General features: G+C 63.5%; 21 protein-coding genes. 14 read left to right on the forward strand and 7 right to left on the reverse strand.

Annotated features, from left to right (window positions below; translation table 11 throughout):
- Positions 1-24: 24 nt before the first annotated feature.
- On the reverse strand, positions 25-885 hold the full coding sequence (locus tag FVW59_RS02010; RefSeq protein WP_148062551.1) for an SDR family NAD(P)-dependent oxidoreductase: 861 nt from the start codon (positions 883-885) through the stop codon (positions 25-27).
- A gap of 23 nt (positions 886-908) precedes the next feature.
- On the reverse strand, positions 909-1,238 hold the full coding sequence (locus FVW59_RS02015; RefSeq protein WP_148062552.1) for a type 1 pili tip component: 330 nt from the start codon (positions 1,236-1,238) through the stop codon (positions 909-911).
- A 183-nt stretch (positions 1,239-1,421) separates the two neighbouring features.
- Between FVW59_RS02015 and FVW59_RS02020 the strand changes: the two genes are divergently transcribed.
- Positions 1,422-2,366: a DUF3014 domain-containing protein gene (locus tag FVW59_RS02020; RefSeq protein WP_148062553.1), complete on the forward strand. Its 945-nt coding sequence runs from the start codon at positions 1,422-1,424 to the stop codon at positions 2,364-2,366.
- Positions 2,367-2,408: 42 nt separating this feature from the next.
- Here FVW59_RS02020 and FVW59_RS02025 read toward each other — a convergent pair whose 3' ends face one another.
- On the reverse strand, positions 2,409-3,320 hold the full coding sequence (locus FVW59_RS02025; protein WP_148062554.1) for an NAD-dependent epimerase/dehydratase family protein: 912 nt from the start codon (positions 3,318-3,320) through the stop codon (positions 2,409-2,411).
- 220 nt (positions 3,321-3,540) lie between these two features.
- On the opposite strand from FVW59_RS02025, the gene FVW59_RS02030 reads away from it, so the two are divergent.
- Positions 3,541-5,343: a cation:proton antiporter gene (locus tag FVW59_RS02030; RefSeq protein ID WP_148062555.1), complete on the forward strand. Its 1,803-nt coding sequence runs from the start codon at positions 3,541-3,543 to the stop codon at positions 5,341-5,343.
- Here the strand turns inward: FVW59_RS02030 and FVW59_RS02035 are convergent, their stop codons facing one another.
- Positions 5,344-5,946, reverse strand: a complete 603-nt coding sequence (locus FVW59_RS02035; RefSeq protein ID WP_148062556.1) for a YkgJ family cysteine cluster protein — start codon at positions 5,944-5,946, stop codon at positions 5,344-5,346. It lies immediately after the preceding gene.
- Between the two features lie 101 nt (positions 5,947-6,047).
- Between FVW59_RS02035 and FVW59_RS02040 the strand changes: the two genes are divergently transcribed.
- The 5 genes from FVW59_RS02040 to FVW59_RS02060 all read left to right on the forward strand — a co-directional run bounded on the left by FVW59_RS02040 (position 6,048) and on the right by FVW59_RS02060 (position 12,626).
- Entirely contained in the window at positions 6,048-7,031 is a 984-nt protein-coding gene (locus FVW59_RS02040; protein ID WP_148062557.1) for a hypothetical protein, read from the forward strand.
- Positions 7,032-7,238: 207 nt separating this feature from the next.
- Positions 7,239-8,420 (forward strand): acyl-CoA dehydrogenase family protein, encoded by a 1,182-nt coding sequence (locus tag FVW59_RS02045; protein WP_148062558.1) that lies wholly within the window; start codon positions 7,239-7,241, stop codon positions 8,418-8,420.
- A 25-nt stretch (positions 8,421-8,445) separates the two neighbouring features.
- A complete protein-coding gene (locus FVW59_RS02050) occupies positions 8,446-9,573 on the forward strand; it encodes an acyl-CoA dehydrogenase family protein (RefSeq protein WP_148062559.1) in 1,128 nt (375 codons plus the stop codon).
- Positions 9,574-9,600: 27 nt separating this feature from the next.
- A complete protein-coding gene (locus FVW59_RS02055) occupies positions 9,601-11,316 on the forward strand; it encodes a class I adenylate-forming enzyme family protein (RefSeq protein ID WP_148062560.1) in 1,716 nt (571 codons plus the stop codon).
- A gap of 56 nt (positions 11,317-11,372) precedes the next feature.
- Positions 11,373-12,626 (forward strand): acyl-CoA dehydrogenase family protein, encoded by a 1,254-nt coding sequence (locus FVW59_RS02060; protein ID WP_148062561.1) that lies wholly within the window; start codon positions 11,373-11,375, stop codon positions 12,624-12,626.
- A 58-nt stretch (positions 12,627-12,684) separates the two neighbouring features.
- Here the strand turns inward: FVW59_RS02060 and FVW59_RS02065 are convergent, their stop codons facing one another.
- The gene (locus FVW59_RS02065; protein ID WP_148062562.1) at positions 12,685-13,854 is read right to left on the reverse strand and encodes an aromatic ring-hydroxylating oxygenase subunit alpha; all 1,170 of its coding nucleotides are present in this window, start codon (positions 13,852-13,854) and stop codon (positions 12,685-12,687) included.
- 214 nt (positions 13,855-14,068) lie between these two features.
- On the opposite strand from FVW59_RS02065, the gene FVW59_RS02070 reads away from it, so the two are divergent.
- From FVW59_RS02070 to FVW59_RS02095, 6 genes are all read left to right on the forward strand, one after another.
- Positions 14,069-14,533: a MaoC family dehydratase gene (locus tag FVW59_RS02070; protein WP_148062563.1), complete on the forward strand. Its 465-nt coding sequence runs from the start codon at positions 14,069-14,071 to the stop codon at positions 14,531-14,533.
- Between the two features lie 131 nt (positions 14,534-14,664).
- On the forward strand, positions 14,665-15,585 hold the full coding sequence (locus tag FVW59_RS02075) for an SDR family NAD(P)-dependent oxidoreductase (RefSeq protein ID WP_148062564.1): 921 nt from the start codon (positions 14,665-14,667) through the stop codon (positions 15,583-15,585).
- 12 nt (positions 15,586-15,597) lie between these two features.
- The gene (locus tag FVW59_RS02080; protein WP_148062565.1) at positions 15,598-16,776 is read left to right on the forward strand and encodes an acetyl-CoA C-acyltransferase; all 1,179 of its coding nucleotides are present in this window, start codon (positions 15,598-15,600) and stop codon (positions 16,774-16,776) included.
- 106 nt (positions 16,777-16,882) lie between these two features.
- Positions 16,883-17,866 carry an NADPH:quinone oxidoreductase family protein gene (locus FVW59_RS02085; RefSeq protein ID WP_148062566.1) on the forward strand — a complete coding sequence of 328 codons (984 nt, stop codon included), beginning with the start codon at positions 16,883-16,885 and terminating at the stop codon, positions 17,864-17,866.
- 37 nt (positions 17,867-17,903) lie between these two features.
- Positions 17,904-19,070: an iron-containing alcohol dehydrogenase gene (locus tag FVW59_RS02090; RefSeq protein WP_148062567.1), complete on the forward strand. Its 1,167-nt coding sequence runs from the start codon at positions 17,904-17,906 to the stop codon at positions 19,068-19,070.
- Positions 19,067-19,501: an acyl-CoA thioesterase gene (locus FVW59_RS02095; RefSeq protein ID WP_148062568.1), complete on the forward strand. Its 435-nt coding sequence runs from the start codon at positions 19,067-19,069 to the stop codon at positions 19,499-19,501. The genes FVW59_RS02090 and FVW59_RS02095 overlap by 4 nt, the downstream gene beginning before the upstream one ends.
- Here FVW59_RS02095 and FVW59_RS02100 read toward each other — a convergent pair.
- Complete coding sequence (locus FVW59_RS02100) at positions 19,498-20,730, reverse strand: MFS transporter (RefSeq protein WP_148062569.1); 1,233 nt, start codon at positions 20,728-20,730, stop codon at positions 19,498-19,500. The two genes, FVW59_RS02095 and FVW59_RS02100, sit on opposite strands and share 4 nt — an antisense overlap.
- Entirely contained in the window at positions 20,711-21,535 is an 825-nt protein-coding gene (locus tag FVW59_RS02105) for an SDR family NAD(P)-dependent oxidoreductase (protein ID WP_148062570.1), read from the reverse strand. The genes FVW59_RS02100 and FVW59_RS02105 overlap by 20 nt, the downstream gene beginning before the upstream one ends.
- Positions 21,536-21,840: 305 nt before the next feature.
- Between FVW59_RS02105 and carA the strand changes: the two genes are divergently transcribed.
- Positions 21,841-22,983, forward strand: a complete 1,143-nt coding sequence (gene carA / locus FVW59_RS02110) for a glutamine-hydrolyzing carbamoyl-phosphate synthase small subunit (protein WP_148062986.1) — start codon at positions 21,841-21,843, stop codon at positions 22,981-22,983.
- Positions 22,984-22,987 lie beyond the last annotated feature (4 nt).

Below are 22,987 nucleotides of genomic sequence, written 5' to 3' on the forward strand. Positions count from 1 at the left end.
GGTTCAGTGCGGCAGGGTGCCTGTCTACTGGTTCAGGTGGGGGGTATTGCCCTTGAACAACTCCGCAGTCCAGCTCTCCAGCAGGCGGAAAGTGGCTGTCGGGTCCTGGCGTTTCATCTCCAGCAACTGCATCTCGGGTCCGGTCCCCACGTTGATTTCCTCGATCCCGCCGGCAAAGCCGTCGGCGATCACCCGGGCGCAGTCGTCTACCGGCATGCCGGCTTCGATGGCGGGATCTGCCACGCCGGTGGGCTTGCCGCTGCCGGTGAGGGCGTTGTGGGCAACAGGCGTGCGGATGGAGCCCGGCACAATAGTAGTCACGTTTAACCCCAGGTGGGCGGTTTCCACCCGCAGCGCATCGAAAAAGCCCATCACACCGTGCTTGGCCGCGCAGTAGGCCGTACGCATCGGGGAACCCACCTTGCCGGCCACGCTGGAAGTGACCGCCAGGGTGCCGCTACCCTGTTCTACCATCAGTGGCAGCACCTGCTTGGTAAGGGCAATCTGGCCGAGGAGGTCGACCTTGATGATCTTGTGGTAGACCGACATGTCGGTGTCCAGGCAGAGCGAGCGCTGGGACATGCCGGCGTTGTTGAGCAGCAGGTCAATGCGCCCAAAGTGATCGCGGACCCTGTCGACGGCGGCCGGCATGGCGGTTTCGTCTTCCAGGTCCAGCGGCAGCACCAGCACGTCTTCGGGGCCTGCGCCGGCGGCAATACAGTCCTTCCGTACCGTTTCAAGCTGCTCCACACCACGCGAGGAGAGCGCCAGCCTGGCCCCCCTGCGCGCCGCTTCGATGGCGAAGGCCGCGCCGATGCCGGAGGAAGCCCCGGTCACCCAGATGACGGCCTGGTCAAAGTTGAACTGTTTGCTGGTGTTGGACATGGAGTTTTCCTTGCAAAAGGGCTTCAGCCCTGGCTTTTCATCTTATCGGCATGCTGCCGGGTCAGTTCCAGGTAGCGGGGTGTCAGGCCGACGTCCTCGTAGATCGGGTCGCCCTCTTCATCGCGGGTGATGATCCTGCTGCCCTGTTCGTAGGGCAGGTGGGATACCACTTCGTCCAGTGCCGCGGACAGCAATTCGGTAATGATTTGCTCCCGGGTGCGGTGTGGGAACATTTCGGCAAGGGCTTCGATGCGCGCGGCGTCGCTGACCGGCAACTGCACACTGTAGCGCTCCTCGGCCAGTACTCCGGGCGCGTCATTGGTCCACTGTGCAACCAGTTCCCTGATGTCCATTGTTACCTCCTGTACCGTCACGGGTGCCCCTCTTCTGGAATCCTAGCACGGTTGCTGCGGACGGTGGGGCGCCCGGCATCGTCTATGCTGTGGTGTATGGAGACGGCCCTGCAATCTGCTACCGTGGGGGAACCCGCGGCGGGTACAGAGGGTCTGAACCCGAGGACACCCAGGAGGATGCCGATGAGCACACAGGAACCGGACGACAATAACTTCGAGGCTGATCAGGACGACGAGAGCAGCATGCGCGCGATGCCCGAGGACAAGCTCGGCGCCGGGGGTGCCACCCGCAGGCAAAGGAAGTCCGGCTTTCCGGTGAAGCCGGTACTGGTGGTGGTTGTGGTGATCGGCGCCCTGGCCTTTATGTTCTATCCCGGTGGTGAGCAGGAGTTGCCGGCACCAGCGCCGGAGTCGGTGCAAGCACCAATGCCGGCAACGCCGCCCCGGCCGGCGGCCGAAGACATTCCGGACAGGCCGGACACGCCCGTCGAAGTCGCCGAAGAAACACCCGGGGAGGTTGCGCCCGAGCCTGTCGAACCGCCCCTGCCGGAGCCCCAGGACAGCGATCCGCTGATGCGGGAAGAACTGCAGAGTGTCGGCGCCGCCGGCGAGTTGCAGGGCTTCAACGAGGGTGAACATTTACTGGAACGGATGGTAGCGTTGGTCGACGGAGGCAGCCGCGGGGTACTGTTGCGCAAGATTCTGCCGATGAGCGCACCCGATGAGCCCTTCCCGGTGGAGAAAGTCGATGGCCGGATCTACATGGACCAGGCGGGCTATGAACGCTATGACAGCTATGTGGATGCCGTGCTGGCACTGGATACAGCGACCATCGTGGACAGCTTCCACCGCCTGCGCCCGCTGTACGAGAAGGCCTATGCCCAGTTGGGTCTGCCCGGGGAGGACCTGGACAATGCCCTGATTGCCAGCCTGGACCGCATTATCGCCACTCCGGAAGTCGCCGGGCCCCTGGAGTTGAAGCGTGACTCGGTGATGTACAGCTACGCCGATCCGCAGCTCGAAGAGATGAGCCCGTTGCAAAAGCAATTGTTGCGCATGGGGCCGGACAATACCCGGCGCCTGAAGGAGAAAGCGCAGCAGATTCGCGCTGCACTGCTCAGCCCGTGAAGACGGGTGGCGCCGTCCGTGTGCACGGACGGCGCTGCTGCCTCAGCTGTAGGCCGCGACAATTTCCCTGATCTTGTCGCTGATCTGCCCGGTGTCGTAGTTGCCCAGGCGCTCGCGTATTTCCGCCGGCGTGTCGTAGCTGACCGTGGCGCCGGCGCCGGCAAACATGATGACGTTCGGTAGCAGGGGGTGGTCGATATCGTCCCGCACCTCCAACTCAACCGGGTTACCCGCCGCGGCGAACCACTGCTCCAGGTAGTCTTTCCAGCTCAGGTTTTCGTCACCGATCAGGTAGGCTTTGCCGCCTTCGCCATTCTCCAGTGCACCGGCCACGGCCTGCGCCACCGACTGTGAGGTGATGTGGTTGGTGCCGCCCTTGGGGGCGAATACCGGCATGTCCGGGATGTGGCCGGCGGCGTAGGCCACCAGTGCGCCGATGTGTGGCACCTCGGTGCCGGGAATGTGGCCGAGCACAAAGGGCAGGTCGAGGGTGCAGACCTGGAAACTGTCACTGTTCAGCGCGCGCACGGCCTTGTCGGTGTTGGCGCGGGAGGTGACATAGGGGCACTCGCCAATGCGATGAGCCGCCACGTGGGGGTAGAAGGTGCCGATGTACACCACCTTGCCGATACCGGCATCCCGCGCGGCTTCCAGCGCCCGTGGTACGGCGATATCGTTGGCTTCCCTGTAGACTTCTTCCGGTGTTTTCGAACCGTCCATGGGCACGTTGCGGATATCCGCAGCGGCGGAAAACACCAGTGCATCGAAACCCTGCAGGCGGCCGTCGCCGAGGTCGTCGTTGATGTAGTCGCCGGCCAGGAAGGGCAGGGCGGCCAGCGCGGGTGCCTGTGGCGGCTTGCGCGACATGATGGTGACGTCGTGGCCCAACCGGGCCAGGTGCAGGGCGGCGTCGCCGCCGATAAGGCCGGAGCCTCCTATAACCAATACTTTCACTGGGTTACTCCTGTATCGCCGCGGGTAAACAGCGCGGCGCGGTGAACAGATCATCTGGGCCTGTTAGCTTAACCAGCGACGCGTGGCGGAGGTAGGCCGCCGCGCCCCGTTTCAGTTCACCTCCTTGTACCTGCGCCTTTCTTGGACCTGCAGCGGTGTCAGTTGACACTGCTCTGCAGCTGCCACACCCTTCCTGCTCAACCCGCGAACGGATGCGCACATGCTCCCGCTTGAATTATCCCTGGCAATAGTTCTGATTATCGGCACCCTGTGCCAATGGCTGGCCTGGCGGGTGCGCCTGCCGGCCATCCTGTTCCTGCTGGTGGCGGGGCTGCTGTCCGGGCCGGTCAGTGGCTGGCTGGACCCGGATGCGGTATTCGGCGACCTGTTGATGCCGATGGTGTCGCTGTCGGTTGCCATCATCCTGTTCGAGGGCAGCCTGACCCTCAACATCAGCGAGATACGTGGCGTCGGCCGGGTGGTACAGCGCATGATCTCGATCGGCGCCCTGGTCACCTGGGTGATTGTGGCCGTGGCGACCCACTACCTGTTCGACTTCTCCTGGCAGATCAGCGCCCTGTTCGGCGCGGTGGTCATTGTCACTGGCCCGACAGTGATCGTACCCATGCTGCGCTCGGTGCGGCCCACCCGGAAAGTGGCGAATATCCTGCGCTGGGAGGGTATTGCCATCGACCCCATCGGCGCCCTGATGGCGGTGATGACCTACGAGTTCATTCTCGCCAGCAGCGAGGGCGAGGCGCTGGGGCATGTCTTCCTGCTGTTCTTCCAGACCGTGTTCGTGGGGCTGGGAGCAGGCCTGGCGAGTGGTTATGTCCTGGGCAAACTGCTGTCGCGGGACTGGTTGCCTGAATACCTCCACAACATGGCCTCCCTGGCGCTGGTGTTGCTGTCTTTCAGTGCCTCCAATGCCATCGCCCACGAATCCGGCCTGCTCACGGTGACGGTGATGGGCATGTGGCTGGCCAACCAGCGCAGTGTGGATATCCACCCGATCCTCAATTTCAAGGAACACCTGAGCCTGCTGTTGATCTCGGTGTTGTTTGTGGTGCTGGCGGCGCGCATCAATCTGGATCAATTGGCGGAGATCGGCTGGAACGCCGTCTGGCTGCTGCTGGCGCTGCAGTTCCTGGCGCGACCCGCCAAGGTGCTGGTGAGCACCCTGGGCCTGGACGTGAGCTGGCGCGAGCGCGGTTTGCTGGCCTGGATCGCCCCGCGCGGGATTGTGGCGGCGGCCATCTCCGCCCTGTTTGCCGACAACCTGGTGGCCATTGGCTACGAGGAAGCGGCACTGCTGGTGCCGCTGACCTTCACCATCATCATCGGTACAGTGGTACTGCAAAGCGCTACTTCACGCTTTATCGCACGCGCGCTCAAGGTGACCGAGCCTTCGCCGCGGGGCTTTCTCATCGTCGGCGCCAACGCCTTCTCCCGGGCGGTAGCGGAAGCGCTGAAAGAGCATGATTTTCGCTGCGTACTGGCGGACTCCAGCCGCGAGGATATCCGCACCGCGCGCATGGCGGGGCTGGAGACCTACTACGGCAACCCGGTGTCCGAGCACGCCGAAATTCACCTCGACCTGGCCGGTGTTGGCGGGCTGCTGGCGATGTCGCGCCAGCGCTATGTGAATGTTATCGCCGCGCTCCACTACCGCCAGGACTTTGGTCCGCGGCGCATCTACCGGCTGGCCTCGGACCTGTCCCGCCGGCAGTCCGAGAAGCACCAGGTGACCCAGGGTTACCGCGGCAGCCAGTTGTTCGGCGAGGAGGTGACCTACGGGGATGTGATCAGACTGGTCAACCGCGGCTGGGAAATCCGCAGTACCCGCCTGACCGAGGAGTTCAGCTGGGAACAGTACCGGGTCAAGCACGGCGAGAACTGCCTGCCGCTGTTTGTCATCGACGGCAAGGGCTGGGTTACCCCCTTTACCGCCGGTGAATCATTGGAGCCCACGGCCGGTTGCACGGTACTGTCCCTGCTGCCGGATGATATCCCCGACGCCTGATTACGCCACCTGGTCTGAGGGCACCTCATTGCTGTAGCAGGCCAGCAGCAATACCTTTTCCAGCGCGGCCCGGAGTGCCTCGTTGATGGGGAAGTCGCGCTGGCCGAGCGAATGGTCCAGCTGCCGGACTTTTTCCTTGCCCTCGGACATGCGTGGCGGTGGATCGTCGTCAAGATTGGTCAGCGCCAGTAGATGTGCGGCGGGCTGTTCCTCCTTGATGCTGCGGCAGACGGATAAGCGTGGTTGTCCAAACTTGCCGCTGACACCGGCGGCGCCGAACATGCGGCACAGCGAGGGACGCTGGCGGTAGATGCCACACTCGCCGCGGCTGCCATCCAGGGAGTGGCGGACAAAGTGAATGCAGGAAAACCCCGAGTAGTTGTCCAGGGATGTCAGGGTGTTCTCCGCCAGGCCCCGATCAAACAGGTCCAGGGCGAGCGGCAGCATTTCCAGCGGCGAGGCTTCGACCTCCGGGTTGTTGCAGCAGGCCCCGCATCCGGAGGTGCAGTTCAGCCCGGTCCGGCGCTGGTAGCCGGCAAAAGTACTTTCAAGTTCTTCAAATACAGCTTCAACAAGACGCGCAAGTTCCCGCAGCCTTTGCATACAGACTCCGCAAAATAAAAACGCCAGATATGGTGTGAAACAGAAAGCTACGCCGGAAGCCGGGGAGCCCCGGCCGGCGGCGAATCATAGGGGGGAGTGTGATGGGATGGCAAGGGGTTGGCGTTGTTTATATGGCGATGGAATTCTCTATCCCTTTCTATGGGGATTACCGCCTCGTCCGCGTCAATATCCTTTACAACTTGCGTGTCCGGCCCTCCATTGGCTTTTGTCTCGACGTTGATTTCATTCAGATTTCCGACTGCGGCACGCGCCTTGCACCATGTCGCCATCGTCCTCCAAAACGCATGCGAGACACTGGTATGAAAGGGCTTAACAGGAACGCACTGGCATTCATTCTGGCCGTTACCCTTGCGAGTATTGCCGGCCAGGCCCGGGCGGTTCTCATGTTGACCGACTCGGCGGTCTTCTCTGCTAACCCGTCTGGTGAGAACTGGAATGGGTGGATCTGGAATACCCAGGGCGGCGAGTCAGACGATCGCTGGAATCTCTACTATTCCAGCTCGCTAGACCCGCAAAACCCGGTCTTCCTGAACTCAAAGGACGGCGCAACCACCAACATTGCCATTGCGTTGACACCCGGGACGCATCTTTTTTCAGTCTACGGAGAATCGGTGATTCCGAACGTGGACCCGCTCCAGCATTTCGTATTGAGTCTGTATTTTGGTGGCAATCAAACCACAGCGGATATCTCCGGCTTGTACGGCTCGTCCTGCAACCCCGTCTGCCCGGCATCGCATCCCAATGGTCTCGACCTGTACGGTTCCTCCGGTTTGTCCACGCCCAATGCGCAGGAAGCAGGCACTCTCAGTTTCGTTTCAGGGGACTATGAGGTCACCCTGAGTGACTTCATCTGGATTCTGAGACCAGACATCGACCAAGTATGGCCATACTGGGACAACAGCCCAGACTATAGCAATGGCAGCAATACGCCTGACTTTTTCGGTCGTATCCAGCTGGATGTTCGTGCGCTTAACAATGCCTCTCCGGTACCACTTTCCAATACCCTGACCTTATTCGGCCTGGGCTTGCTCCTGCTTCGCCTGGTCAATCCTCGTCGCGCCTGATTTGGCGGGGCCCTGGCTGCTCCCAACTACCCGTCGCCAGACCAGATGGCGCAAGATCTCCTCGCTCAGAAGATACTTGAAAGCAATCAAAACATACTGTAGGTTCAAATCCGCATTTTGAACACTGCCGGACTCCTGTGTGCCTACCCTTGATAGGGGGGCAGGCAGGCCGGCACAGTGCCAAACATTCTGAGATGAGGTGCAGCCGTGAGCGAGCTGGAACAATTCCGCGCCGAGACCCGCGCCTGGCTGGAGGCCAACTGCCCCCAGTCCATGCGCACCCCTGCCCGGGGGTTTGAGGACATTTATAACGGTGGGCGCAAGCCCGAGATCGATCACCCGGACCAGAAGGTCTGGTGCGACCGCATGGCCGAGCGCGGCTGGACGGTGCCCACCTGGCCGAAGGAATACGGCGGTGGCGGCCTGAACAAGGAAGAGGCGAAAGTGCTGGCCCAGGAAATGGCGCGCATCAGTGCCCGCCGCCCGCTGGACAGCTTCGGCATCTCCATGCTCGGCCCGGCCCTGCTCCAGTTCGGTAGCGAAGAGCAGAAAAAGGAGCACCTGCCGCCCATCGCACGCGGCGAGATACGCTGGTGCCAGGGCTACTCCGAGCCGAATGCCGGCTCCGACCTCGCCAGCCTGGCGACGCGCGCCGAAGACCAGGGCGACCACTACCTGATCAACGGGCAGAAGGTCTGGACCTCTTACGCCGACAAGGCCGACTGGATCTTCTGCCTGGTACGCACCGACAGTTCCGGCAGCAAGCACGAGGGCATCAGCTTTGTGCTCTTCGATATGGACCAGCCCGGCGTGACGGTAAAGCCGATCAAGCTGATCAGCGGTTCCTCCCCGTTCTGTGAAACGTTCTTCGACGATGCCAAGGCCCTGAAGAAAAACCTGATCGGGGAAGAGGGCAAGGGCTGGACCATCGCCAAGTACCTGCTCACCCACGAGCGGGAAATGATCTCCGGCTTCGGCACCATGTCGCGCGAATCGCTGGGCCAGCGCGCAGCGAAAATTGTCGGCGCTGACGCCAGCGGACGCCTGGCCAATGGCGTACTGCGCCAGAACATCGCCCAGTACCAGCTGGATGCGATGGTGTTTGGCTACACCATGGCCCGCATTGGCGACGAGGCGAAGGCGGGGCAGGGCCTGGGCCCCGCGTCCTCCATCTTCAAGTACTACGGCACCGAGCTGAACAAGCGCCGCAATGAACTCAACCTGGCGGTGCAGGGCGAAGTGGCCCTGGGCTGGGATGGCGACGTCTATGACGGCGGCCAGCTGAGTCGCGACTGGTTGCGTTCCAAGGGGAATTCCATCGAGGGCGGTACCACCGAGGTTCAGCTGAATATTATTGCCAAGCGCGTGCTTGGCCTGCCGGACGCCTGAGCCGGACGCGACAGAGGATTAATTCATGGCACTGGTATTGAATGAAGAGCAGATCATGCTCAAGGATTCCGCCGCGGGTTTTCTGGCGGAGAAGGCGGCGGTACCGCAGCTGCGGGCATTGCGCGACAGCGGCAGCGAGACCACCTTCGACGCCGCCGTATGGCGCGAAATGGTCGAGATGGGCTGGGCCAGCATCGCCATTCCCGAGGCCTTTGGCGGCCTGGGCTACGGCTACACCGGGCTCGGCCTGGTGCTGGAGCAGGTCGGGCGTCACCTCAGCAACTCGCCGCTGGAGTCGGCAGTGCTGGTGTCCGCCACCCTGATTAACGAACTGGGCAGTGAGGCGCAAAAGCAGCAGTGGTTGCCGGCCATTGCCGCCGGTGAGACGCAGTTCAGCCTGGCCCTGCAGGAGGGCGCTCACCACAACCCGCAGCAACTGGCCACCACGGCCCGCCGCGAGGGTGAGGGTTATGTGCTCAACGGCAGCAAGGTGCTGGTGCTGGATGCGCCCAGTGCGCAGCAATTCCTGGTGGTCGCGATGCTCGAGGGCAGTGAAGGCCCGAGCGTGTTCGCAGTGCCCGCCGACGCGGCGGGATTGACGGTGGAGTCGCGCGCCATGGTGGACAGCCGCGCTGCCGGCGCACTGATGCTGGACAATGTCAGCGTTGGCGCCGATGCCCTGGTGGGCGAGGCGGGGGCTGCAGGCCCGGCGCTGGAACGCACGCTGGACATCGCCAACATCGGCCTGGCGGCGGAGCTGCTGGGGCTGTCGGTCGAGGCCTTCGAACGCACGGTTGCCTACCTGCAGGAGCGCAAGCAGTTTGGCCGGATTATCGGCAGCTTCCAGGGGCTTCAGCATCGCGCCGCCGAATTGTTTGCGGAACTGGAGCTGGCTCGCTCCATCGTGCTCAAGGCCCTGCAGGCGATCGATGAAGGTGCGGACAACCTGCCGCTGCTGGCCAGTGCCGCCAAGGCCAAGCTGTGCGAAGTAGCGCAGCGTGCCAGCAATGAAGCGGTGCAGATGCACGGTGGCATCGGCATGACCGACGAGTGCGAAATCGGCTTCTTTATCAAGCGCGCCCGGGTGGCCCAGCACACCTTTGGCGACTATAACTATCACCTTGATCGCTTCGCCCAGCTCGGCGGATTCTGACCATCAACTCCGGGGAATACCGATAACATGCGCCCTGAAGTCCAACAATTTGATGCGCTGGTGGCGGAACTCACCGCTCCCGGCGCACCCTTCGCACTGAATGAAGTGGCAATCGATGGCGTCAGCTATCGCAATTACGCGGAGCTGCCCGCCAACCTCGGCGAGTATTTCCGTCATATGCTCAACCACGGCGACAAGGAATTCGCCGTTTATCTCGACCAGCGCTACACCTTCGCTGAGACCTATGCCCGCAGTGCGGCATTCGCGACGGCGCTGAAAGAAAAGCTCGGTGTCGCCAAAGGCGAGCGGGTCGCCATCCTCAGTCGCAACAATCCCCAGTGGATGATGAGTTTTATCGGCACCCTGGCCAGCGGCGTGGTGGCGGTGCCGATGAACGCCTGGTGGACCACCGAGGAACTGGACTACGGCCTGCGCGATAGTGGCGCCAAGGTGGTGATCGCGGACCGCCAGCGCATTGAACGCCTGGCGCCGCTGGTGGACAGCCTGGGCCTTACCCTCATCGCCATCGACGATTGCAGCGACCTGCCTGTGGCGGCCCTCGCTTTCGATGACCTGCTGGCGGAGTATGCCGGGGCGGCAATGCCCGCGGTGGAGGTGGACTGCGATGATCACGCCACCATCATGTATACCTCGGGTTCCACCGGCCACCCCAAGGGCGCCCTGTCCAGTCACCGCGGCATTCTGTCGGCCCTCTACAGCTGGATGCTGATGGGCGTGGTGAGCAAGCAGGTGGACATCGAGGCGACGGCCGGCGAGCCGCGTCAGCCCTGCGGCCTGCTGACCATCCCCCTGTTTCACTGCACCGGCTCCCATTCCGCCTTCCTGCTGTCGCTGGTTGCGGGGCGCAAACTGGTCATCATGCACAAGTGGGACGTGCAGGAAGCCCTGCGCCTGATCGAGGAGGAAAAGGTGACCTGGTTCAACGGCGTGCCCACGATGTCGGCGGAACTGCAGGAAGCGGCGCGCACCTCCGACCGCGACCTGTCGACCCTGAAGGACATCTTCTCCGGCGGCGCTGCGCGGCCCCCGGACCAGGTGGGCAAGCTGGCCAGCACCTTCAGCAAATCCACCCCCGGCAGCGGCTACGGCCTGACCGAAACCAACGCCCTCGGCGCGGTCAACAGCGGTGCCTTCTACATTGCCAACCCCGGCAGCACTGGCCGTGCGGTACCGGCAGTGACTGAATTTCGCATCACCGGCCCCGGCGGCGAAGCCCTGCCGGTGGGTGAGCGCGGCGAAGTGTGCATGAAGTCGCCGGCCAATGTGCTGGGCTACTGGAACAAGCCCGAGGCGACGGCGGAGGCCTTTCGCGACGGCTGGTTCCACACCGGCGATGTCGGCTACATGGATGAGGAGGGCTTCCTCTACATCGTCGATCGCATCAAGGAAATCATCATTCGCGGCGGCGAGAACATCAGCTGCCTGGAAGTGGAGGCGGCGATTTACAGCCACCCCGCCGTGGCGGAGGCGGCCGTGTTCGGCCTGCCCGACGAGCGCCTCGGCGAGGTCGTCGGTGCAGCCCTGCTGTTACACGAGGGGCACAGCCTCGACGAAGCGGCACTGCGCGAATACCTGGCGGGGCATCTGGCGAGTTTTAAAGTCCCTGCCCACATCTGGTTCCGCGACGAACAGCTGCCGCGCATCGCCACCGGCAAGATCTTCAAGCGCCAGCTCAAGGCAGATTACGCCAGCGCACTGGCGCATCAGGCTGTCAACGCCTGATCCAGGCGGCGCTGCGACGGCATAGCAATGAACATCAGGAACTCGGGAGAGTCATCATGGATTTAGGTATCAGCGAAAAACTGGCCCCACTGCTGCAGCAGGTGCGGGACTTCATCGCCAACGAGATCGAGCCAGTCGAGCACGAGTACATCGCCGAGATCAGTGTCGGTGACCGCTGGCAGTTCACCGCACGCCAGACGGACATCATGGAGAGTCTGAAGGACAAGGCCAGGGCCGCCGGCCTGTGGAATTTCTTTCTTACCGACGGCGAGCAGGGTTCCGGCCTGACCACGGTGGAATACGCTTACCTGGCGGAGGAGATGGGCAAGTCCCATATCGCCGCAGAGGTATTCAACTGCGCCGCGCCGGACACCGGCAACATGGAGGTGCTGCACAAGTACGGTACGGAGGCGCAGAAGAAGCAGTGGCTGGAACCCCTGCTGAGCGGCGAGATTCGCTCTGCCTATGCCATGACCGAACCGGACGTGGCATCTTCCGACGCCACCAATATCTGCACCAGCGCGGTGCTGGACGGCGACGAGTGGGTGATCAACGGCGAGAAGCACTATATCTCCGGCGCCGGCGACCCGCGCTGCAAGATCATGATCGTGATGGTGAAAACCGATCCCGATGCGCCCAAGCACCTGCAGCAGAGCCAGATCCTGGTGCCCATGGACACCCCTGGGGTGGAGAATGTGCGGCCGATGAACGTGTTCTCCATGGACGACGCGCCCCACGGTCACATGCACCAGCGCTATACCAACGTGCGGGTGCCGAAGGAGAACATGATTCTCGGCCCCGGTCGCGGTTTTGAAATTTCCCAGGGCCGCCTCGGCCCGGGCCGTATTCACCATTGCATGCGCGCCATCGGCGCCGCGGAGAAAGCCCTCAAGCTGCTGTGTGAGCGATCGGTGTCACGCACTGCCTTTGGCAAGCCGCTGGCGCGCCTCGGTGGCAATATCGACATTATCGCCAACGCGCGCATGGATATCGAGATGGCGCGTCTGCTGACGCTGAAAACGGCGTGGATGATGGACCAGGTCGATCCGAAGGAAGCGCGGGTGTGGATTTCCATGATCAAGACCGCGGTGCCCAACATCTCCATCCGCATTGTCGACCAGGCGATCCAGATGTTCGGCGCCCTAGGTGTGTCCCAGGATACGCCGCTGGCGACCATGTATATGGCCCAGCGCACCCTGCGCCTGGCCGATGGCCCGGACGAGGTGCACCGCATGGTGGTGGGACGCAACGAGCTGAAGGCTTACACAGAAGGCGGCAAGCCGGTTAACGCCACTTTCCGCGACGGCTGATCTTCGGCCGAGGGTCAGAGCCCTTTTTCGATTTCCCGAAAAAGGGCTCTGACCCCATTTAGAGAGCCTCTTCCACAAACCGGTGGAATTGCACCGCCGGCTCCTCCAGCGCTCCGAACAGCAGGCTGTCGTTGGCGCCGGAGGCAAACCCTTTCTGGGCGCCTACGGACACAAAGATATCCTCCGCCTCGAAAACCCCCCTGTCGATCAGCTCGAAGGAGCGCTCGAAGTGATCGCGTTCCTGCTCTGAAACCGGCTTCCGCGGGGTCAGCATGCTGTGCACGAACAGGGTGCGATCCGCCGCCTGGGGAAACAGGCTGATGACACTGGTGTACTCGGGGTGGAAGATCAGCACCATGTTCGGGAACAGGGTGTAGGAGAAGGTGGCGTGCTGGCGCCGGTCCAGCGCCTGCGGCGCAAGGTCGAGGTCGTCCAGCAGGGTATTGCGCGCCACCGCCGAGCGGATGTGGCGGCCGTGGATGCTGGATTCGGCGAGTGCGTCCGGGAAGAAAGGCCCCACGGTTTTCTTGTGCAGGCGCACCACATGGTAGCCGTCGAGGAAGGCGTCCTGCACCAGCTTCCAGTTGCAGGCGATGTCCTTCACGCTCTGCCGGCAGAAGTGGTAATCCCCCAGGCGGAACTCGTCGAAGTCGCGGCCCAGTCCGGCCAGGTGGGCGTCCAGGTCCATGGTGGCGCCCGGCGTTGCCTGGACCCAGATCAGGCCGTGGCGCACCTCGGTGGGCAGGGCCACCAGGTTGAAGTCGGCGGGGTCGATATCGCAGAAGCTTTCGGCGCGTGGAATATTGCGCAGCGCGCCATCCAGGCCGTAGGTCCACTGGTGGTAGGGGCAGACCAGCGAGCGCAGGCTGCTGACACCTTCGTCCTGCACCAGGCGCATGCCGCGGTGGCGGCAGACGTTCATGAAGGTGCCGATGTCGCCGTTTTTGTCGCGCGTGGTGATCAGCGGCAGGCCGAGCCAGTCGTAGGTCAGGGTATCGCCCGGCTTGGGCAGCTGGGATTCGTGGCCGATAACCTGCGGCAGGCGCAGTATCAGGGCATCCCGCTCGCGGGAAAAGCGGGCGGGTTCGGTGTAGACGCTGGTGGGAACGCGCAGGCTGCAGGGCGGCGGCGCTGCGCACCCTGCCGCCGCGCGCTGCTGCAGGCGGGCCAGCAGCTGGTCAGGGCTCGCGCTGTCGTCGCGGGCGATTACAGTCTCGGGCTGCGGCATGGCTTGTTATCTCTCGTGTGGCCGTTGTGGGGCCAGCTTAGCAGGCCGCGGCAGCGACAAAAATACTTGAACGACAGTTTTTCATACTGTATGTTCAAATGCGTTTTGCAAGGCCGGGCGGGTCCCCTTGCGCGCTGTGCGCGGTAACCCGCAGTGGCGTCTACACTGTTCGAACCCGGTGGTAACTCACTTACACAAACATAAGGAGCACGGTATGGCGGCGACATTGATTCCCAAGGACAAGATGCTGGAGCAGAAGGGCCGGAAGTTTGAGCCGGGTCCCTGGGTGACCCTTGAGCAGGAGCGCATCAACCAGTTCGCCGACTGCACCGAAGACCACCAGTTTATTCACATCGACCAGGAAAAGGCCGCCAAGACCCCCTTCGGCGGTACCATCGCCCACGGCTTCCTGACCCTGTCGATGCTGGTCAAGATGTGTGAAGAGGCCACCGTCGTGCCCGACAATATCGTGATGGGCATCAACTACGGCTTTAACAAGGTGCGCTTCCTGGCGCCGGTGCGGGCGGGCAAGCGCGTGCGCGCTCACTGCGAGATTGCCAATGTCGAGGCAAAGGACGGCAACCGCTTCCTGATCACCCAGAGCGTCAGTGTGGAGATCGAGGGCGAGGAGACCCCGGCCCTGGTCGCCGAGTGGCTGTCCATGATTGTTACTGCCTGATCTGATCCGGAAGGGCTTGCGAGCAAGTTTTCGAGTCATGCCCGCTAAGGCGGGCATCCATTGTCAATATTGTCGGGCAGCGCGCAGTAAACGCACCGCTCGACACCGATTTGAAGAGAGGTGAATCCACCATGTCCATTCGCTATGACGGCAAAGTCGCCATCGTTACCGGCGCCGGCCAGGGCCTCGGCCGCTGCCACGCCATCGAACTCGCCAAGCGCGGTGCCAAAGTCGTGGTCAACGACCTCGGCGGTGCCAAGGACGGCACCGGCGCCTCCAGTGACGCCGCCCTCGCTGTCGTCGCAGAAATCGAAGCCGCCGGTGGCGAAGCCATCGCCAACGGCGCCAATGTGGCGAAGTACGCCGATGTCGAGGCCATGGTGAAGCAGGCCGTGGACACCTGGGGCCGGGTGGACATCCTGGTCAACAACGCCGGCATCCTGCGCGACAAAAGTTTCGCCAAGGGCTCCCTCGAGGATTTTCAGCTGGTGCTGGATGTACACCTGATGGGCACCATCAATTGCACCAAGGCCTGCTGGGACATCATGCGCGAGCAGGAGTACGGACGCATCGTGGTGACCACCTCGTCCAGCGGCCTGTTCGGCAACTTCGGCCAAACCAACTACGGTGCGGCGAAAATGGGCGTGATTGGCGCCATGAACACCCTGGTGCAGGAAGGCGCCAAGTACAACATCCGCGTCAACGCCCTGGCGCCGACCGCCGGCACCCGCATGACCGAAGGGCTGCTGCCGGAGAAGGCCTTTGAGCTGCTGACCCCGGAAACCGTCACCCCCGCCGTACTCTACCTGGTGAGCGAGGACGCGCCGAACCGCACCATCCTTTGCGCCGGTGCCGGCGGCTTCTCGGTGGCCAAGATCGTGGAAACCGACAGTGTCTGGCTGGCGCCGGAGGAGCAGACGCCCGAGGGCATTGCCGCCCACTGGGACGAGATCAACCGGGCGGAGACTGCGCGCGAACTGAAAGGCGGCTTCGAGCAGTCGATCAAAATGCTGACCGTGGCCGCCGCCGGCCTCGGCATCAAACTGGATTAAGGGAGTATCCCCATGAAAGAAGCAGTGATTGTATCCACCGCCCGCACCCCGATTGGCAAAGCCTATCGCGGCGGTTTCAACAACCTCGGCGGCGCCAGTCTCGGTGCCGCCTCGGTGGCGGAAGCCGTACGCCGCGCCGGCATCGACCCGGCGGAAGTGGAAGACGTGATCATGGGCTGCGCCCTGCAGCAGGGCGCCACCGGCACCAATGTCGCGCGCCAGATCGCCCTGCGCGCCGGTCTCGGCGCCGGGGTATCCGGCATGACCATCGACCGCCAGTGCTCCTCCGGCCTGATGGCGGTGGCGACAGCGGCCAAGCAGGTCATCGACGACGGCATGGGCATTGTGGTTGGCGGCGGGCTGGAATCCATCTCCCTGGTGCAGAACGAACACATGAACCTGCATCGCATGGTGGATGAGGAGCTGATGGCCATGCACCCGAATATCCACATGCCCATGCTGCAAACGGCGGAAGTGGTGGCCAAGCGCTACAACATCAGCCGCGATGCCATGGACGAGTACGGCCTGCAATCCCAGCAGCGCACCGCCGCCGCCGTTGATGCCGGCAAGTATGCCGACGAGCTGGTGCCGGTCACCTGCAAACGTATTGTGTGGGACAAGGCAACGGGTGAGCAGTCAGAGGCCGAGATGACCGTCTCTGCCGACGAGGGCCTGCGCGCCACCACCGCGGAGGGCCTGGCCGGCCTGAAAACGGTGATCGAGGGCGGCACCATCACCGCCGGCAACGCCTCCCAGCTGTCCGACGGCTCCTCCGCCCAGGTGGTGATGGACGCCAAACTGGCGGAGCAGCGCGGCCTGGAGCCGCTGGGTATCTATCGCGGAATCGCGGTGGCCGGCTGCGAGCCCGATGAAATGGGTATCGGTCCCGTATTCGCCGTGCCCAAGCTGCTCAAGCAGCACGGCCTGAGCGTGGACGATATCGGCCTGTGGGAACTGAACGAAGCCTTCGCCGTGCAGGTGCTGTACTGCCGCGACAAGCTCGGCATCGACAATGACAAACTCAACGTCAATGGCGGTGCCATCTCGGTCGGTCACCCCTACGGCATGAGCGGGTCGCGCATGATTGGCCACGCCCTGATCGAGGGCAAGCGCCGCGGCGTGAAGTACGTGGTGATCACCATGTGCGTCGGCGGTGGCATGGGTGCCGCCGGCCTGTTCGAAGTGGCATAAGGGACATTGCACAGATACGGCGCCTGCGGGCGCCGTTCTTGCCTCTGTGAATGCGGTATCGCACCGGCGCAGGGGGCGCGCAACAGAACCAATAAAGGAGCGGAACATGAGAGCGGTAGTCTGCAGCGAATACGGCATGGCCGACAAACTGAACCTGGAGAGCGACTGGCCGGCACCGGAAGTGGGCAAGGGCCAGGTGCTGATCGACATCAAGGCGGCGGGCCTGAACTTCCCCGATGTGCTGATGATGCAGGGCAAGTACCAGACCCAGCCGGAATTGCCTCACGTCACCGGGGGTGAATGCGCCGGCGTGGTTGCCGCCGTGGGCGAAGGTGTCACCCGGGTCAAGCCCGGCGACAAAGTGATCGCCATGGTGGGCTGGGGCGCCTTTGCCGAGCAGATAGTGGCCAGCGAGTCGGTGGTGTTTCCCATGCCGGATGGCCTGAGTTTCGAGCAGGCGGCCGGTGTCGGTATTACCTACTTCACCTCCTATCACGCCCTGGTGCAGCGGGCCAATATCCAGCCCGGGGAAACCCTGCTGGTGCTGGGCGCCGCCGGCGGTGTCGGGGTGACGGCAATCGAGCTTGGCAAATTGCTGGGTGCAAAGGTGATTGCCGCTGCCAGCTCCGATGAAAAGCTGGAACTCTGCAAGAAACTGGGCGCCGACGAAGTCATCAACTACTCCGAGGGTTCGTTGAAAGACAAGCTCAAGGAGTTGACCGGCGGCAAGGGCGTGGATGTGGTCTACGACCCGGTGGGTGGCGATTACAGCGAACCGGCCCTGCGCAGTATGGCCTGGAACGGTCGCTACCTGGTGATCGGCTTCGCCAGTGGCCCCATTCCCACGCCGCCGCTGAACCTGACCCTGCTCAAGGGTTGCTCCATCGTCGGCGTGTTCTGGGGGCGCTTCACCATGGAGGAGCCGGAACTGAACCTGGCCAACATCCAGGCCCTGTGGAAGTACTTTGCCGAGGGCAAACTCAACCCGGTGGTGACCGACCTGTTCCCGCTGGAGCAGTATGAGGATGCCTACAACTGCATGATCGAACGCCGTGCCCGCGGCAAGGTGATTCTGACGGTCAACAGCTAGCTGGCTGCGGCAGGAGCCATTACAGGGAGCACACGCCATGCAGGACTTTGTCTTCAACACCACACCGCAAATCCAGTGCGCTCCCGGCAGCGCCCTGTTGCTGGCCCGGAGCTGTCAGCGCCTGGGGGTGAAACGCCCCCTGCTGGTTACCGATCCGCAGCTGGTGGCCATCGGTCTGGTGGCGCCGGTGCTGGCGGCGCTGGAAGCCGCGGGTGTGCCAGCGGTCGTCTTTGACCAGGTCAAGGAGGATCCGCCTGAGGCCACGGTATTTGCCGCACAAAACCTGGCGCAGGAGCAGTCCGTCGACGGCGTTATCGCTGTGGGTGGTGGCAGCTCCATGGACGTGGCCAAGATCGTCGCGGTACTGCTCGGCGGCGCACAGCCGCTGGCGGAACTCTACGGTGTGGATCAGGTACGCAACGCCCGTCTGCCCCTTATTCTGGTGCCCACTACCGCGGGCACCGGCTCGGAAGTAACCCCGGTTGCTATCGTCACCACCGGCGAAACCACCAAGGCCGGCGTTTCCTCCCCGGTGCTGCTGCCGGATGTCGCGGTGCTGGACGCCGATCTCACCCTGGGCCTGCCGCCGGCGGTGACCGCCATGACCGGCGTGGATGCCATGGTGCACGCCATCGAGGCCTATACCACGAAACACCGGAAAAACCCGATTTCCGACAACCTGGCCCGGGAGGCGTTGGTGTTGCTGGGGCGCAATATCCGCACCGCCGCGACCGATGGCGGCAACCGGGAGGCCCGCGGCAAAATGTTGCTGGGCGCCTGTCTGGCGGGTCAGGCCTTCGCCAATGCGCCAGTGGCGGCGGTTCACGCCCTGGCTTACCCATTGGGCGGCCACTATCACATTCCACACGGCCTGAGTAATTCCCTGGTGTTGCCCAGCGTGCTGGATTTCAATACGCCCGCGGCGGCGCCGTTGTATGCGGAGCTGGCGGAGATTGTGACCGGCGGTCCGGTGGCCGGCAGCGACGAGGCAAAAACCGCGGCATTGATCCAGTCCCTGCGCACCCTGATTGACGACCTCAAGCTGCCCGCCACACTGGCGGCTGCGAAGGTGCCGGAGGCCGACCTGCCGATGCTGGCCGCCGACGCCATGCTGCAGCAGCGACTGCTGGTGAACAATCCACGGGAGGTGAGCGAGGCGGACGCCCTGGCCATCTACCGCGCAGCGTACGGAAACGCAGCATGAGTGCTCTACCAACCCGCACCGACTACCGGGTGTTCTACCCCATCACCACCCGCTGGTCGGACAACGACCTCTACGGCCACGTCAACAATGTGGTCTACTACTCCTACTTCGACTCCGCCGCCAATCGCTACCTGATCGAAGAGGGCGGGCTGGATATCCAGTCCGGGGAGATTGTCGGCTTCGTGGTCAACTCCGGCTGCGAGTACCACGCGCCCATTGCCTATCCGGAACGCATCGAGGCTGGCCTGCGCGTGGAGAAGCTGGGCAACAGCTCGGTTCGCTACGGGATTGCAATCTTCAAGGCAGGGCGGGAAGAGGCGGTGGCCCACGGCCATTTCGTACATGTCTTTGTGGAGCGGGCTGCCAATCGCTCGGTGACGATTCCGGGAAGATTACGCGAGGCGTTGCAGGCGATTGTGATCGTCGACTAGCGCCGCTCGTGCAGCGTTAGCAGCACCAGCACCACAAAAAACACAAAGGCGCTGAACAGCGCCGCCAGCGGGCCGTGAATCTGGTACAGGAAGCCCGCCACTATGGGGCCGGCGACAAAGCCCATGGCCGGGCAGGCACTGACCAGTCCTGCCACCGCGCCCTGTTCTTCCGCGTTCACCGCCAGCGAGGCCCCGGCGGCAACCGCTGGCATCGATACCCCCAGCCCCACGCCCAGGAAGGCCATACCCACTGCCAGCACGGCGAAGCGATCGAAGGCGGCAATGATGCCGGCGCCAAACAGCAGGGCCACCAGCCCCAGGCGCAGGAACTGGGTGGCGCTGAGGTTGAGGCGCTGCATCAGGGTCATCTGGGCGGTGAAGGTGAACACCGCGGAAATCATCAGTGCGGCCCCGGTGAGCTGCGCCGTTTCGATACCGTTCAGGTCCAGTTTGTCCTGCAGCAGGAATCCGAGTGTCTGCTGGATGCCGGAGTAACCGACAAACAGTCCGATGGCACTCAACAGATAGTGGCGCACCCTGGGGTCGGTGACGCGCAGGGACAGGCGTCGACTGCGCGCAGTCAGGTCTTCCTTCGGTGTCGGCGGCAGCATTTTCCATACCGCGAAGCCGGCCAGGGCCGACAGGCCGGCGGCAAAGTACAGGGGCGCCAGCAGGCCGAGGGTGGCCAGGGCGCCGGATACAGCCGGGCCGAGGATGGTGCCCAGGCTATTGGCGGTGCCCAGCCGGGCCATGGTGCGGGTGCGGGTGGCGGGAGCGCTGTTGTCCGCGGCGTAGGCGGTGCTGGCGGGGTTGGTGGCGGACATCACAATGGACTGGCTGCAGCGGGCGAGCAGCAGCACGGCGTACAGGGTGAGCCCGGACAGCATCCCGGCGAGGCCGGCATAGAACACGCTGGTGAATATCAGGGTGCCGATGGTATAGCCGGCGAGGCCGGTGATGATGACCGGCTTGCGCCCGACCCGGTCAGAGAAGCGGCCCCAGTAGGGGGAGGCCACAGCGAAAACCAGGGCAGAGATGGCGATGATGGAGGTGATCTGTAATTCCCCCAGGTTCACCTCCCGCCCCAGCGGCGCCAAGATGGCGAACACCAGCGACTGCCCGATACCGGTGGCCATCAGGCCCAGGATCAGCACGGTGGTCTGGCGCAGATCGAGCTGTTTGGCGGCCTCCGTGCTCACGGCATCGACATCATTTTTTGCCCAGCGCATCGCCCACCTTGCCGAGGCCCGGCATCAGGCTCGGGTAGCGCACCGGGAACAGGCGGGTGATCACTGAGATGAATTTGGCGTCGCCACCGATCAGCAGGCGCTTCTGGCGCTTTTCTACCGCGCGAATGATCTGCGCGGCGGCACTCTCGGGGCTGGTGCGGGCGAACTGCTCGAAGGCCTGACCGCGCTGATCGGCGCTTATCTCGGAACTGGCGCTGCGGGCCCGGCGGGCAATGTTGGTGCGGATGCCGCCGGGGTGCACACAGCAGACGTGCACCGAGCTGCCTTCCATCTCCAGGCGCAGGGCCTCGGTGTAGCCGCGCACGGCGAACTTGGCGGCGTTGTAGGCTGACTGGGTGGGCACGCCGATCATGCCGAAGATAGATGAAAGGTTTACCAGGTGCCCCTGGGAACTGCCCTTGAGCAGCGGCAGGAAGGCCATGGTGCCGTGCACTACCCCCCAGAAATTGATGCCCATCAGCCACTGCACGTCCTCGTAGCGGCCCTCGTCCACCCGGTCCGACAGGCCGACACCGGCATTGTTGATCACTATATCGATGTGTCCTTCGCGGGCGCCGATATCGGCCGCCCAGGCGTTCACCGCGGCCCGGTCGGCGACATCCACCGGCCGTGTATCGACGGCGGCGCTGCCGGTGAGGGAAGCGCGGGTCTCCGCCAGGCCGACTTCGTCCACATCGGAAAGGTAGAGGGCGCAGCCTTCGCTGTGCAGTTGCCGGGCGAGCGCCCGACCGATGCCCGAACCGGCGCCAGTGACGGCGGCGATTTTGCCAGAGGTGTACGGCATGGTTGTCCCCTTTGATTGTTATGTCTGAGCTGCGGCGCGCGCTGGCGGACTTGGTAATATCACCAATTGCCGCCCGATGGCGTTATCGGTCGGGACTTCGTCTGGACACTCCCGGCCGCTTCACCTAAAATTGCCTGCCAGATTTCACACGCCCGGTTGTCCCCGGGTTCCGTGTAGTCCCGTGAATAACCAGAGCTGATTGTATGCCAAAAAGCGAGATGCGGTTGCCCCATCTCGCTTTTTTTCGAGCGCCCGCGCGCCGGGGGTTCAGGTAGCAGTCGCTCAGAAGTCTGATGGAGGTGTCCTTGACCAGTCCGGCCCTGTTAGCCCTTGAGGATGGCAGTATTTTCAAAGGTGTGGCCATCGGCGCTGAGGGCAGCGCCGTTGGTGAGGTGGTGTTCAATACCGCCATGAGCGGTTACCAGGAGATCCTCACCGATCCCTCCTATGCCCGCCAGATCATTACCCTCACTTACCCCCATATCGGCAATACCGGTACCAACGCCGAGGACGAGGAGTCCGCCGATATCTGGGCTTCCGGGCTGGTGATCCGCGACCTGCCCCTGATGGCCAGCAGCTACCGCAACGAGGAAGACCTTTCCAGCTACCTCAAGCGCCGCAACGTGGTGGCCATCGCTGATATCGACACCCGTCGCCTCACCCGCATCCTGCGCGAAAAGGGCGCCCAGAACGGCTGCATTATCGCCGGGCACAATATCGACGAGGCGGTGGCCCTGGCCGAGGCGAAGGGTTTCGCCGGGCTCAAGGGCATGGATCTGGCCAAAGTGGTCAGCGCCAGGGAAAGCTACAGCTGGAAAGAAGGCAGCTGGACCCTGGGCGAGGGCCACAGCCAGCCCGACGACAGCGAGTTGCCCTGGCATGTGGTGGCCTACGACTACGGCGTCAAGCGCAACATCCTGCGCATGCTGGTGGATCGCGGTTGCCGCCTCACCGTCGTGCCGGCCCAGACCCCTGCCAGCGACGTGCTGGCCCTCAACCCGGATGGTATCTTCCTGTCCAATGGCCCCGGCGATCCGGAGCCCTGTGACTACGCCATCCAGGCCATTCGCGACATCCTCGAGACCGACGTGCCGGTGTTCGGCATCTGCCTCGGTCACCAGCTGCTGGGCCTTGCCAGTGGTGCCAGCACCATGAAGATGGGCCACGGTCACCACGGTGCCAACCACCCGGTGCAGAACCTGGACAACGGCACCGTGCTGATCACCAGCCAGAACCACGGCTTTGCGGTGGACGAGGCGAGCCTGCCGGATAACCTGCGGGTGACCCACAAGTCGCTGTTCGATGGCACCCTGCAGGGTATCCATCGCACCGACAAGGCGGCCTTCAGCTTCCAGGGCCACCCCGAGGCGAGCCCCGGGCCCCACGATGCAGCGCCCTTGTTTGACCACTTCATTGAACTGATCCAGACCAGAGCAGGAAACGTGTAAGCCC

The sequence above is a fragment of the Parahaliea aestuarii genome, assembly GCF_008064635.1.
Classification (GTDB): Bacteria; Pseudomonadota; Gammaproteobacteria; order Pseudomonadales; family Halieaceae; genus Parahaliea; species Parahaliea aestuarii.